This window comes from Dyella sp. 333MFSha (genome assembly GCF_900102405.1).
Classification (GTDB): domain Bacteria; phylum Pseudomonadota; class Gammaproteobacteria; order Xanthomonadales; family Rhodanobacteraceae; genus Luteibacter; species Luteibacter mycovicinus.
Genome location: NZ_FNBR01000003.1, coordinates 245,916 through 258,342, shown reverse-complemented (window position 1 = coordinate 258,342; position 12,427 = coordinate 245,916). Strand labels below are relative to the sequence as shown.

Here is a 12,427-nt window from a genome sequence, read left to right as displayed (position 1 = left end):
CGCGGCGTAAACGCCAGCGTGCCTACCTTTTCATTCCCGATGCTTTCAAAAGAGGAGATCCACCGTGGCGAAAGTCCTCGTTCTTTATTACTCCACGTACGGTCATGTCGAAAAAATGGCCAATGCCGTGGCCGAAGGCGCCCGTGAAGCCGGTGCCCATGTCGACATCAAGCGCGTGCCGGAAACCGTGCCCGAAGACGTGGCGCGCAACGCCCATTTCAAGCTCGACCAACCCGCGCCCATCGCCCGCGTGGATGAGCTCGAGTCGTACGACGCCATCATCATCGGCACGGGTACCCGGTACGGCCGGATCACCTCGCAGATGGCCGCGTTCCTCGACCAGACCGGCCCGCTCTGGGCACGTGGCGCGCTCAACGGCAAAGTCGGCGGCGCGTTCGCGTCCACGGCGTCCCAGCACGGCGGTCAGGAAACGACCTTGTTCTCGATCATTACGAATCTGTTGCACCTGGGCATGATTCCCGTGGGCCTTCCTTACAGTTTCCAGGGCCAGCTGAAGCTGGACGAGGTGACCGGCGGCAGTCCCTACGGTGCTACGACCCTCGCCGCAAGCGACGGTTCCCGTCAGCCGAGCGAAAACGAACTGGCCGGCGCACGTTTCCAGGGCAAGCACATCGCCGAAGTGGCCGCAAAACTCTTCGGCTGAGGGTCAGGCTTCCTGCCAGCGCGACCGCCGCCAGTGGCTCGGGCTCTGCCCGACCAGGCGGCGGAACAGGTTGCACAGATGCGCCTGGTCGGAGAGACCGCAGGCCAGCGCGATCTGGCTGAGCGGCTCGCGGGTCTGCAGCATCAGGCTCTGCGCCCGTTCGACGCGGCGACGCATGATGTACGCATGCGGCGGATCGCCAAAGGTGTCCTTGAAGGCGCGACAGAAATAACTGCTCGACAGACCGGCGATGCCTGCGAGCTGATCGATGGTGATCGGAAAGCCAAGGTTGTCGTTCACATGGGCGGAGACGCGCCTTGCCTGCCACGGTGCGAGACCCGCACCGACGCGGCGACGAACCACCGGGTCCGGCGGCACGGTCTGAGCGGCCGGGCGGGCCTTCTCCTCACGTTCCAGGAGGGCGGCCACCTGGGCGACGCAGGCACGGGTCGTGGCCAGATCGGTTTCGACAGCGGTCAGGGCCTGCTCGAGCAGGTGGGCGACGGACGGATCGACGGCGCGGAGGCTGGCGGTCCCGGCGAAGGCTTCGGTCTCAAATCGCATCGTAGGCTCCATGTCGAACGTGGCATGGGCCATTCGCCCACCCTGACAGCCTAGGCGCGAAGTGGGGGTCGACAGAATTCTACATTCGGTCGTACGGTCCCATACCAAAGGGTTAACCGATCGACCCGTGCGCTTTCTTGTAGCGGTTGTGCCGTAACGGTCAAAAACCATCACCGGCGTGCAAGACGTCCTGACCCCGTTCGGACACGATCGCGGCCGAATCTGTCTACGTCGCCACGCCAGAACCCGAGCCCATGTCCCTGAACAGGCCTTTGCACAGTCGTGCCTACGCCACCGTCGCGCACCCGCGCAGGGGCGCGGCCGCGCTGCTTGTGGTCGCGGGTGCGGCGCTGGCCCTGTGCGTCTTCCTGGTCGACAGCTTCACTTCGCTGCAGGGGGCCGTCGCAGTCGTTTACCTCGTGGTGGTGCTGATCATGGCCGCCACGGGCAGTCGTCGCGCCATCATCGGCTCGGCGGTGGCCTGCATGCTGCTGACCACGCTGGCTTTCCTGCGTGTGCATGGGGTGCCGACGCTGGAACCGGCCATGCGCTGCGCCGTCAGCCTCGCCGCCATTGCGACCACGGCCGTGCTGGCCCTGCGGAACCGCGAACGCATGGTGACGATCGCGGGACAGGCGCGGCTGATCGAGCTGACCCACGACTCCATCTTCGTTCGCGACATGGACGACGTGATCGTGCTCTGGAACGCGGGCGCGGAACAGCTCTACGGCTGGACCGCGAATGAGGCGCTGGGCCGCCGGGCGAGCGAACTGCTGGCCACCGCGTTCGCCGGCGATCGAGTCAAGGCCGACGCCGCGCTGTTCCGGGACGGCCGCTGGGAGGGCGAACTGATCCAGGAGCATCGCGAGGGCCGCGTGGTCATCGTCTCCGTGCGCTGCGCCCTGCTGCGCGACGAGCGCGGTGCGCCGCGCATGATCCTCGAGGCGGGCACCGACGTGACCGCACGCCGGGCCGCGGATGCGGCGCTGGTGGACAGTGAACGTCGCTACCGGGGCATCTTCGACACCGCCCGCTTTTCGCTCTGGGAGGAGGATTACACGCTGGTGGTGGAGCGTCTCGCGGAACTGCGCGAGCAGGGCGTCGTCGAGCTGGCTTCCTACCTGGAGGCCCATCCGGAATTCATCCGCGAAGCCGCCGGTCTGGTGCGCGTCACCGATATCAACGAGGCGACGCTGCGCATGCTGGGTGCGCATAGCCGCGACCAGCTGATCGGGCCGCTCGACCGGTTTCTGCCCGCCACCGATCGCACGTTCGGCCAGGTCCTGCTCACCGTCCTGGAGGGCAATGGCCTGGCCGAGGGTGAAACGCACATGGTCAACCTCAAGGGCGAGCGCCTGACGGTGCTCTTTGCCCTGAGCATGCCGCTGGGTACATCGCGCTATGACCGTGTCCTGGTCAGCGTCGTGGATATCAGCGACCGCAAGCGCGCGGAGCGGGCGCTGATCTCGATGCAGGCCGAGCTGGCGCAGGCCGCGCGAGTGACGGCGCTGGGTGAGATGAGTGCGTCGATCGCCCACGAGGTGAACCAGCCGCTCGCTGCCATCGTCACACTCGGCGAAGCCGCCCTCCGCTGGCTGCGGCGTCCCGAGCCCGACCTCACCGAAGCCTGCGACGCCATCGAGCGCGTGGTGCATGACGCACGACGCGCCGGTGAAGTGGTGCACCGCGTCCGCAGTCTGGCCAGCAAGGAACCGCGACAGCACGTGCACTTCGATCTCGGCGCGCTGATTAATGAGAGCGCGCGGCTGCTCGAGGGTGAACTGACCCAGCACCACATCGTGCTCGAGGTGGACATCGCGCGCGACGCGCCCATGCCGCGCGGCGATCGCGTGCAGCTGCAGCAGGTTGTGGTGAACCTGATGGGCAACGCCATCCGCGCCATGTCCGCCGTGTACCGGCCACGCGTCCTGCTGATCCGCGGGCGGGCGTCCGCCGAGGGCCTGCTGGTGGAGGTCGAGGACACCGGCACGGGTATTCCCGAGCACATCGCCCCCCACCTGTTCGACGCCTTCGTGACCACGCGCGGTGGCGGCATGGGCATGGGGCTTGCCATTTGCCGCACGACCGTCGAGTCTCATGGCGGGCGCCTGTGGGCGACCAACCGCTCCGAGGGGGGAGCGATTTTCCATTTCACGTTGCCCGTCGCGGTAGCCGAGGAGGTTCGCGCATGACCCGCTTGCCCGTGGCCAACGCCGCGCGGACCCCTATCGTCTGCATCGTCGACGACGATGCCTCGATCCGCGAGGCCTTGTCGTCCCTGTTCCGTTCCGTCGGCCTCACCGTCGCCGCGTTCGGCAGCGCCGCCGATTTCCTGACCCGCGAGAACGCGGATGCGCCGGGCTGCCTGGTGCTCGACGTGCGTCTGCCCGGCGTCAGCGGACTGGACTTCCAGACCCAGCTGCTGGCGATGGAAAATCCGCTGCCGATCGTCTTCATGACCGGCTACGGCGATATCCCGATGTCGGTGCGTGCGATGAAAGCCGGCGCGCTCGACTTCCTGGCCAAGCCGTTCCGCGATCAGGACATGCTGGACGCCGTGACCAACGCGATCAAGCGGGACGCCGCCGGCCGGCGCGATGCCGATGCCCTGCAGACGCTGCGTCAGGCGTACGCGTCGCTGACGCCGCGCGAGCGTGAGGTCATGGGGCACGTGACCACGGGCCTGATGAACAAGCAGGTGGGTGCCTTGCTGGGTCTGTCCGAGATTACGGTGAAGATTCACCGCGGCAACGTGATGCGCAAGATGGCGGCACGATCGCTGGCGGAACTGGTCAAGATGTCCGAAGCGCTGGGTGCACACACCTCCGTATGATTCCCACTGGCTGCGCGCGGGCGCACTGTAGCCAGCGTCACTCAGCGCCCCGGAGGGTTCCAGCTTGGCCGGAAACAGGATCGTCGCGATCGTGGATGACGACGACGCGGTGCGTCTCGCCACCGTGAGTCTGGTCCGCGCGCTGGGGCACGAAGCGCGTGGGTTCGCCTCGGCGGAGGATTTTCTCCGGCCCGGCGGCGACGACGGGGTCGACTGTCTCGTGACCGATGTCCACATGCCCGGCATCGACGGCACCGTGTTGCAGCGTCGTCTCCTGGAGCGGGGCAGGACCTACCCCATCGTCTTCGTATCCGGCTTTCAGGACGACCACGTACGCGACAGCGTCATGGCCGCCGGCGCCTTCTGCTACCTCGGCAAACCCTTCGTCGGCGACACCCTCGTCACCTGTCTCGAAAAAGCTCTGGGCGTGCCGTAGGAGCGCGCCCCGCGCGCGAGGTACTTGCGGTCACAATTGTTACCGGCCTTTGCTACGCTCGGCCCCATGACCCTGACCCTCTTCCTGCTCCTCCTCGTCATCGCCCTCGTGCTGATGCGTTTTCGCCGGCGCCTTAGCGGCCGCGTCTTCATGCTGCTGGCGATCGTGTGGCTGTTCTTCGCCGGCTGCGGGCCTTTGACCGGCATGCTGTTGAGCAACCTGCAGTCCGGTTATGCCCCCGATGTCACCCAGTGGGGCCAGCGCAACGTCATCATCCTGCTCGGTGCCGGGACCGTCCGTAGCGGGGCAGGGGCGATCGAGCCGAGCCTCTACGCCAACGGACGCATCCTGCGCGCCGCCGAGTTGTATCGCGCGTGCAAGGCGACGGGTGCGGACTGCAAGGTCGAGGTCAGCGGCGGCGATGCGATGCACCTGAAACAGGCGGAAGCCGACGTTTATGCGATCAGCCTGGATCGCCTCGGCGTTCCGCGTGCGGATCTCATGCTCGAAGCGCAGAGCATGAACACATTCCAGAACGCCCAGTTCAGTAAGCCCCTGCTGGTGTCCTACGGCGCGGACAAGGTGGTGCTCGTCTCGTCGGCGGTGCACCTGCGTCGGGCGATGCTCTATTTTTCCCATTTCGCCATTCACGGCGAACCGGTCCGTGGCGATTACGTGACCGCCCGCTACGACTGGCTGCCGACGTCGGAAAATCTGTCGTTCGCCGACTTTGCGATCCACGAATACGTCGGGGTCTGGCGTTATAGCCTCTACAACGTCATGGGCTGGAACGCGCCGAAGATTCCTGAAGAAAACGCAACGCCGCCGACGCATACGTAACATCCGGCGCCTTAAGCTGTTTTACCGTCCAGCACGAACCCGTACCTGAAGGAGTTGCCCGTGAAGTCTCGCTATATCCTTGCCGCGCTGCTGGCGACCGCCTCGGTGGTCCCCGTTTCCACGTTCGCCCAGGAAGCCGCTCCGGCGCCCGCGGCCAACCCGGCTTCACAGATCCCGGCTGCCGACAAGCAGGCCATCCAGAACTACGACCTCAACGACGACGTGTTCAACCGCATCGTCAAGGTCTCGCAGGAAGCCAAGGCGCAGGGCATCAAGCCAAAGGACGCGAAGACGGATTTCTCGAAGATCCATTCGCTCGACGATCTGGCCGCCCAGGTGACCAATGCGGATCCGCGGATCGCGCCGCTGATCAAGAAATACGGTTTCACCCCGCGTGAGTTCCTGCTGGCGAACCTCGCCGTCACCAATGCGGCCATCGCCTCCGAAGCCAAGAGCAACCCGCAGATGTCCGCGTATGTCGACCAGAAGAAGGTCAACCAGAAGAACGTGGCTTTCTACGAAGCGCACAAGAGCCAGATCAACGCGCTGATGAACGAAGACGACGCCGGTTCTTCGCAGTAACGGTTGGCTTCGGCCTCGGGGCTGCAACGCCGCTCCGAGGCAAGGGACCGAGGCAAGGGACCGAGGCAAGGGACCGAGGCAAGGGACCGAGGCAAGGGACCGAGGCAAGGGAGCCGTCGGCTGCCATTCTTGTCGCTAGGTCCTCCTCCGGCCTTCGCCTCCGTGCGGAAGCGCTCCAAGAATGGCAGCCGACGACTCCCTCGCAGCGCGACAGTAATTTGCCGGCCGAGCAGAGCGGGTAGAGCAGAGCACTGCGGCGTGGGCGCTGCGGCATCACCTGCAAATCTTGTGAAGTCGTCAATGCATTGCGCTGCTACACGAGGTCCTCTGGTTTGCGCTTGTGCTTTGCATCCACGAAACCTCATGAGTGGGTGGGTGCCGTCGGCTGTCGTGCTCAGAGCGATTCCGCACGTAGGCGAAGGCCGAAGGAGGACTTAGCGAAGAGCAGGGCAGCCGACGGCGCCCCTGCCTCAACGGCCTCGCTCCCAAAAAAAAGGGCGGAGCCAAAGCTCCGCCCTTCATCATTCAAGTTTCAGCTAAATCAGTTCGTGCCGTGCAGCGCGTGCTTCAGATCGCGCATCTGGTCATGGCCGCTCTTCACCGAGACATAAGCCTCGTTGATCAGCGAACGCGTGCCCGCCGTGATTTCGGTGTCCTTCAGGGCGTCTTCGTACTTCGCCTTGATGTGGTCTTCGCCACGCTCGACTTCGTCGACGATCGCGGTGTCGTCCTTCGAGCTCATCTTGGCGCGCAGTTCAACGAACATGCGATGCGCCTTGGCCAGCACGGTGCCGTCGTCTTCCGGCGTGCCGCCGAGCGAACGGACCTGCTGCTGCAGACGCTGCGTCACCTGGCGGCGCTCGGAAGCGCGGGCCTGGAAGGTCGCGGCGTAGCGCGTATTCTCGGCATCCTTCGCGGCTTCGCCGTAGCCCTCGGCGCTATCGATGGTGGTTTCGATGAGGTTGTTGAGAACCTTGATATCGTGGTCGGTGCTGGTCATCGTGTGGGCTCCTTGGGGTGACTCGGGTCGAGTCGTTTCGGGAGCCCAAGCTTCGCGTTCCGGGGGTGCACGGAGTCGTGAAAGTCGCGTCGCATGCATCAACACACGTGGGCTCCGTTCATCTAAGCGTGGCGCATACTTCAGCGCTGTAATGCATCAAGGAAATACTTTCCATGGCATCCAAACGTCGCGCGCTGGTCACCGGCGCTTCCGCTGGCATCGGTGAGGCCTTTGCCCGCGAACTCGCGAAACGCGGACACGATCTGGTCCTGACGGCGCGTCGTGCCGACCGGCTGGAAAAACTCGCTACCGAGCTGCGTGACAGCTACGGCGTCGAGGCGATCGTCGCGCCGCTCGACCTCGCGCGGACGGACGGCCCCGAGGCACTGGTCGCCGCGCTCGAGGCGCAAGGCCTAACGATCGATGTGCTGATCAACAACGCGGGCTATGGCGTCACCGGCTATTTCGAAGAGCAGCCCTGGGCCGCGCATGCCGCGTTTATCCAGGTGCTGATGACCGCACCCACGGAGCTTGCCTGGCGCCTCCTGCCGGGCATGAAAGCGCGTGGCTATGGCCGCATCGTGAATGTCGCCTCATTGGCCGGTCATGTGCCCGGTTCGGCGGGGCATACCCTTTATGCGGCCTCCAAGGCCTACATGATCAAGTTCTCCCAGTCGCTGGCGCTGGAGGGCAAGGGCACCGGCGTGCACACCACGGCCGTCTGTCCCGGCTTCACGTATTCGGAGTTCCACGACGTCACCGGTTCCCGCGAGCTGGTGTCGAAAATACCGTCGTATCTGTGGATGGATGCGGCGACCGTGGCCCGCCAGGGGCTGGATGCCGTTGACTCGGGCACGGCGGTTTACGTGAATGGCTGGGTCAATCGCGTCATCAAGACCCTTTTCAAACTGCTGCCCGACGGCGTGGCCCTCGCCATGGTGGAGCGGCAGGGCAGGCGCTTCCGGGCCGGTCCCCGCGGCCACTGAGGGCCCGCGGCGGCCCAGGCCCATGACCTATGGCATACGCCGGGCGCCCCGGCGGCGGCTAGCCTCGTCCGGTTCGCGGCGCGCCCTGCGCCGTTGTCGCTGTCATGGGGACCCCACATGTCGACCAAACGCAACGCGGCGCTTTCCGGCGCCGTCCTCCTCGGACTGATCGGGGCTTCCGCCTCGGCTCAGACCGTTACCACGGACGATTACAAGCGCGCCGATTCCTTCCTCGGCAACGCAGCAACCCTGTTGGACCACTCGGTCCAGCGCGTCACCTGGATCGATGACGGCCACTTCTGGTATCGCGACCACGACAAGGACGGCGATCAGTTCATTACGGTGGATGCGGCCACGGGTCAGGCCTCACGCGCGTTCGATCGCGACAAGGTGGCGGCGGCGCTGACCACCAGCACCGGCAAGAAGGTCGATGCGGGCAAGCTCCCGGTCAGCGCCTTCACGGTGCGCCCGGACGACGGCCTCGACATTACCTCGCGCGGCAAGAACTACAGCTGCGACAAGGCCATCGGCAAATGCGAGCTGGCGGCGGTCAGGAAAGACGCCAACGGCAAGGCCTACGGCGAAGAGCCGGGCCTGAAGTCGCCGGACGGCAAGTCCGAAGCCTTCATCCGCGACTGGAACCTGTGGACGCGCGATCTGGCCAGCGGTGCCGAGACCCAGCTGACCACCGACGGGATCAAGGACTTCGGTTACGCCACCGACAATGCCGGCTGGAAGCACACCGACGAGGCGATCCTCGTCTGGTCGCCGGACTCGAAGAAGATCGCCACGTTCCAGCAGGACCAGCGCAAAACCGGTGAGATGACCCTGGTCAGCACCAATGTCGGACATCCGAAGGTCGATACCTGGAAATACCCGCTGCCGGGCGACAAGGACGTGACCATGATCGAGCGCGTCGTGATCGACGTGCCGACGAAGAAGGTCGTCCGTTTCAAAATGCCCGCCGATCAGCATCGCTCGACCCTGTGCGACGACGTGTCGTGCAGCCCGGGCGTGTGGGACGACGTGCGCTGGTCCGCCGACGGCAGGAGCATCGCGTTTGTCTCCACCTCGCGCGACCACACGCATGAGTGGTTCCGTGTCGCCAACCCGGAGACCGGCGACGTGCGCACGGTGTTCGAGGAAAAGGCCAAGACGTATTACGAAAGCGGCAACGGCATGGCCAACTGGCAGTACGTGCCCGAGACCGACCAGGTGATCTGGTTCTCCGAGCGGAGCAACTGGGGTCACCTCTACATGTACAGCCTGAAGACGGGCAAGCTCGAGTCGCAGATCACGAAGGGCGACTGGAACGTCACCGAAGTGCTGCGCATCGATCCGAAAACGAAGACGATCTGGTTCCGTGGCGTCGGCCGCGAGAAGGGCGTCGATCCGTACTACCAGCAGTTCTACAAGGTGGGCTTCGACGGCAAGGGCCTTACTCTGCTGACGCCGGAAAACGCCGATCACAGCGTCTCGCTGTCGAAGGACGGCACGTACTTCTTCGACTCGTATTCGACGATCGACACGCCGCCGGTAGCGGTGGTGCGTCGTGCCGACACGGGTGCCACGGTGAAGGAAGTGGCACGCGCGGACATCTCGCGTCTCAAGGCGATCGGCTGGGTGCCACCCACCGCGTTCACGGTGAAGGCACGTGACGGCAAGACCGATCTCTACGGCCAGATGTTCAAGCCATCGAAGTTCGATCCGTCGAAGAAATATCCGCTGATCGTCTACATCTACCCGGGTCCGCAGACCGGATCGGTGCGCACGCGCAGCTTCGCTCCCGCACACGGCGACAACCAGGCGCTGGCTGAACTGGGCTTTGTCGTGGTGGCCGTCGATGGCATGGGTACGCCGTGGCGCTCGAAGGCCTTCCATGACGCTTATTTCCAGAACATCGGCGACAACACGCTGCCGGATCAGGTGCTGGCGGTAAAGCAGCTGGTGCAGAAGTACTCGTGGCTGGACGGCGACCGCGTGGGTATCTGGGGTCACTCCGGCGGCGGAAACGCCACGGCGACCGCGATGTTCCGCTATGGCGACGTGTTCAAGGTCGGTATCTCGGAGTCGGGCAATCACGACAACCGCAACTACGAAGACGACTGGGCCGAGAAGTGGCAGGGTCTTCTGGTCACCGACAAGGACGGCAAGAGCAACTACGACGACCAGGCCAACCAGAAGTGGGTCTCGGGTCTGAAGGGTCACCTGATGATCGCGCACGGTACGTTCGACGATAACGTCCCGCCGTACGAGTCGCTGCTGGTGGTCGATGCGTTGATCAAGGCGAACAAGGATTTCGACCTCGTCATGATCCCGAACGCGCATCATGGTTACGGTGACGCGACGACGTACATGACACGTCGCCGTTGGGATTACTTCGTGCGTTACCTCAAGGGGGAAACGCCGCCGAAGGAATTCCAGCTGACACCGATGCCGCCTCGGGGTGGCTGATTAAAAAGAGGGCCGCCGGAAGGCGGCCCTTTTCGTTGTATTCGCCAGCGGGCCGGCTCCCGGCAAAGCCGGTATGCCCGACGTACGCACTCAGGCAGTCACGGCAGCGAAGCGCATCGCCCCGGCATTCATGCAGTACCGCAGCCCCGTCGGGTCCGGGCCATCGTCGAACACGTGGCCCATGTGGGCATCGCACCGCGCGCACTTCACTTCGATCCGCTCCTCGATCAGGCTGCGGTCGGTTTTCTGAACGATGTTCCGCTTCGAAATCGGCTGCCAGAAACTCGGCCAGCCCGTGCCCGACTCGAACTTCGTCGCCGAGTCGTAGAGCGCCGTGTCGCAGCCGATGCAACGGTAGATGCCGTTGTCATGCCGGTCCCAGTTCTCACCGGTGTAGGCCGGCTCGGTACCCTCGTGCCGGGTGATGTAATACGACTTGCTGCTGAGCTTGGCTTTCCACTGGTCGTCGGTCAGCACCACGCGCGCCTCGACCTTCGCTCCCAGCGGCTTCTTGTCGGCGGCGAATTCGTCGATCGTCACCGTGCCACCCGGGGACGGCGGGGCGTCGGCAGCCATCGCAGGGCGCGTGGCGCGGAAGAGGAAGGGCAGGGAAGCGGATGCCGCGACGGTGGCGGCGAAGACGCCCAGGAAGCGGCGGCGGGCAGGATCGGCGTTGCGCATGGAGCCTCCGGAAAGCAGGGAGGGCGCTCGGTGGCGCCCTCCCTATAAGACCGGCCCTTGCGGGTCTGGCTTACACGATCAGTCGTTGACCCAATGGCACTCGCGGTGGGTTTCGTACTGGGCGTTCTTGTTCTGGTGGTTCTTCTGAACCTGATTGCCGACGTAGCCGCCGGCGACAGCACCACCGACGGTCGCAAGGGTCTTGCCCTTACCGCCACCGACCTGATGGCCGAGCAGGCCGCCAGCCACGGCGCCAACGCCGGTGCCGATCAGGCGATTGTCATCCTTGGACTGGATCTCCTTGGTCTGGACGTCGCGGCAGACCTGATGCTGGCTGCGGCGCGTCTGGGCATCGGCCGGCGGGGCGGAAACGACGGCGCCGGTAGCGACGGCGAACAGGGCGGCGGCGAGTAAATGGGTCTTCATGATCTGTCCTCTCTCTGGGGCTGCGACAGGGATACCTCCGGCCTCGTGATGGGGGGGTCAATCCCGCCCTCCGGAGCCGTTCTGGTGGACATTGCGTATGGCCGCGGTTTAATCGGCGTGCCCCGGGCCTCCGCGACCGCTTCGGTCAGTTCGGCCCCGAGCAACAGGATCAGCGCCGAGTAATAGACCCAGACCAGCAACACGACGACGCTGCCGGCGGGCCCGTACGGGCCGCCCACATTGCTGCGCTCCAGGTAGATACCGATCGCGAACTTGCCGACGACGAAAAGCAGGGCGGTCAGGCTGGCGCCGATGACCGCGTCGCGCCACTCGATGATCGCGTCCGGCAGCACCTTATAGATGGCGCCAAAGATGACGACGAAGACGGCCAGCGAGATCGCCGTCTCCAGCACATGCCACCCCGTGGTGCCGCCACGGACGAAGACCGCGATCATCGCGCTGGCCGAGAATGAGATCACCAGCAGGAAGGCGAGCGACAGCAGCAGGCCGAGCGCGTGCAGCCGGGCCCGCAACCACGTCAGAATCGCATGCGAGGCTTTGCCGGGGCGCGGCTGCAGGCTCCAGACCCGGTTGAGCGCACCCTGCAACTGGGCAAATACGGCCGAAGCGCCGACAAGCGTCACGCCAAGGCCGATCACCCCCGCCATGCTGCCGACATTGGGCCTCTGCTTGGCGTTCTCGATGACGAGCTTCACGGCATCCGAGGCGCGGGAGCCCACCAGACCGGTCAGGCTGTCGATCAGCTGCGCCTGCCACTCGGGGCGCAGTGAGGCGACCACCCAGAGCAACAGCACGAGCAGCGGCGCGAAGGACAACGCGGAGTAGAAGGCGAGGGCGGCGGCCCGCGTCATCAGCTCATCGTCACTGAACCCCTTTATGGTGGTTCGGACCACCCGCCATCCCATCTTCAACCTCGAATCCACGTGCCTGCCTCCCGTTT

13 protein-coding genes are annotated in these 12,427 nt (G+C 65.1%); 8 read left to right on the top strand and 5 right to left on the bottom strand.

Going from position 1 to position 12,427, the window contains the following annotated elements:
* Positions 1-64: 64 nt before the first annotated feature.
* Complete coding sequence (gene wrbA / locus BLT40_RS14550; protein ID WP_090354346.1) at positions 65-664, top strand: NAD(P)H:quinone oxidoreductase; 600 nt, start codon at positions 65-67, stop codon at positions 662-664.
* 3 nt (positions 665-667) lie between these two features.
* On the opposite strand, the gene BLT40_RS14545 is transcribed toward wrbA, so the two are convergent.
* Entirely contained in the window at positions 668-1,228 is a 561-nt protein-coding gene (locus tag BLT40_RS14545; protein ID WP_176167815.1) for a helix-turn-helix transcriptional regulator, read from the bottom strand.
* A 254-nt stretch (positions 1,229-1,482) separates the two neighbouring features.
* Between BLT40_RS14545 and BLT40_RS14540 the strand changes: the two genes are divergently transcribed.
* From BLT40_RS14540 to BLT40_RS14520, 5 genes are all read left to right on the top strand, one after another.
* Positions 1,483-3,420 carry a PAS domain-containing sensor histidine kinase gene (locus BLT40_RS14540; protein WP_090354340.1) on the top strand — a complete coding sequence of 646 codons (1,938 nt, stop codon included), beginning with the start codon at positions 1,483-1,485 and terminating at the stop codon, positions 3,418-3,420.
* Positions 3,417-4,061 carry a response regulator transcription factor gene (locus BLT40_RS14535; RefSeq protein WP_090354338.1) on the top strand — a complete coding sequence of 215 codons (645 nt, stop codon included), beginning with the start codon at positions 3,417-3,419 and terminating at the stop codon, positions 4,059-4,061. The genes BLT40_RS14540 and BLT40_RS14535 overlap by 4 nt, the downstream gene beginning before the upstream one ends.
* 64 nt (positions 4,062-4,125) lie before the next feature.
* Positions 4,126-4,497, top strand: coding sequence for a response regulator transcription factor (locus tag BLT40_RS14530; protein WP_036116002.1), 372 nt, complete (start codon positions 4,126-4,128; stop codon positions 4,495-4,497).
* A gap of 66 nt (positions 4,498-4,563) precedes the next feature.
* Positions 4,564-5,337 (top strand): YdcF family protein, encoded by a 774-nt coding sequence (locus tag BLT40_RS14525; protein WP_090354335.1) that lies wholly within the window; start codon positions 4,564-4,566, stop codon positions 5,335-5,337.
* Between the two features lie 60 nt (positions 5,338-5,397).
* On the top strand, positions 5,398-5,919 hold the full coding sequence (locus BLT40_RS14520; protein WP_036115997.1) for a hypothetical protein: 522 nt from the start codon (positions 5,398-5,400) through the stop codon (positions 5,917-5,919).
* A gap of 541 nt (positions 5,920-6,460) precedes the next feature.
* Here the strand turns inward: BLT40_RS14520 and BLT40_RS14515 are convergent.
* Entirely contained in the window at positions 6,461-6,919 is a 459-nt protein-coding gene (locus tag BLT40_RS14515) for a PA2169 family four-helix-bundle protein (RefSeq protein WP_036115995.1), read from the bottom strand.
* 173 nt (positions 6,920-7,092) lie between these two features.
* On the opposite strand from BLT40_RS14515, the gene BLT40_RS14510 reads away from it, so the two are divergent.
* Together BLT40_RS14510 and BLT40_RS14505 are read left to right on the top strand one after the other, a co-directional pair.
* The gene (locus tag BLT40_RS14510) at positions 7,093-7,905 is read left to right on the top strand and encodes an SDR family NAD(P)-dependent oxidoreductase (RefSeq protein ID WP_090354333.1); all 813 of its coding nucleotides are present in this window, start codon (positions 7,093-7,095) and stop codon (positions 7,903-7,905) included.
* A gap of 117 nt (positions 7,906-8,022) precedes the next feature.
* On the top strand, positions 8,023-10,359 hold the full coding sequence (locus tag BLT40_RS14505; RefSeq protein WP_090354331.1) for a S9 family peptidase: 2,337 nt from the start codon (positions 8,023-8,025) through the stop codon (positions 10,357-10,359).
* A 90-nt stretch (positions 10,360-10,449) separates the two neighbouring features.
* Here BLT40_RS14505 and msrB read toward each other — a convergent pair whose 3' ends face one another.
* The 3 genes from msrB to BLT40_RS14490 all read right to left on the bottom strand — a co-directional run bounded on the left by msrB (position 10,450) and on the right by BLT40_RS14490 (position 12,410).
* Complete coding sequence (gene msrB, locus BLT40_RS14500; RefSeq protein WP_090354328.1) at positions 10,450-11,040, bottom strand: peptide-methionine (R)-S-oxide reductase MsrB; 591 nt, start codon at positions 11,038-11,040, stop codon at positions 10,450-10,452.
* 78 nt (positions 11,041-11,118) lie between these two features.
* A complete protein-coding gene (locus tag BLT40_RS14495; protein WP_079521739.1) occupies positions 11,119-11,466 on the bottom strand; it encodes a glycine zipper 2TM domain-containing protein in 348 nt (115 codons plus the stop codon).
* Positions 11,463-12,410, bottom strand: coding sequence for a YihY/virulence factor BrkB family protein (locus tag BLT40_RS14490; RefSeq protein ID WP_255364023.1), 948 nt, complete (start codon positions 12,408-12,410; stop codon positions 11,463-11,465). Before BLT40_RS14490 ends, BLT40_RS14495 begins: the two co-directional genes overlap by 4 nt.
* Positions 12,411-12,427 lie beyond the last annotated feature (17 nt).

Bases quoted from the DNA above. Each gene is read 5' to 3' on its own strand.
- BLT40_RS14545 (WP_176167815.1), bottom strand. From the start codon at position 1,228: ATGCGATTTGAGACCGAAGCCTTCGCCGGGACCGCCAGCCTCCGCGCC.
- BLT40_RS14540 (WP_090354340.1), top strand. From the start codon at position 1,483: ATGTCCCTGAACAGGCCTTTGCACAGTCGTGCCTACGCCACCGTCGCG.
- BLT40_RS14535 (WP_090354338.1), top strand. From the start codon at position 3,417: ATGACCCGCTTGCCCGTGGCCAACGCCGCGCGGACCCCTATCGTCTGC.
- BLT40_RS14525 (WP_090354335.1), top strand. From the start codon at position 4,564: ATGACCCTGACCCTCTTCCTGCTCCTCCTCGTCATCGCCCTCGTGCTG.
- BLT40_RS14515 (WP_036115995.1), bottom strand. From the start codon at position 6,919: ATGACCAGCACCGACCACGATATCAAGGTTCTCAACAACCTCATCGAA.
- BLT40_RS14510 (WP_090354333.1), top strand. From the start codon at position 7,093: ATGGCATCCAAACGTCGCGCGCTGGTCACCGGCGCTTCCGCTGGCATC.
- BLT40_RS14505 (WP_090354331.1), top strand. From the start codon at position 8,023: ATGTCGACCAAACGCAACGCGGCGCTTTCCGGCGCCGTCCTCCTCGGA.
- msrB (WP_090354328.1), bottom strand. From the start codon at position 11,040: ATGCGCAACGCCGATCCTGCCCGCCGCCGCTTCCTGGGCGTCTTCGCC.
- BLT40_RS14495 (WP_079521739.1), bottom strand. From the start codon at position 11,466: ATGAAGACCCATTTACTCGCCGCCGCCCTGTTCGCCGTCGCTACCGGC.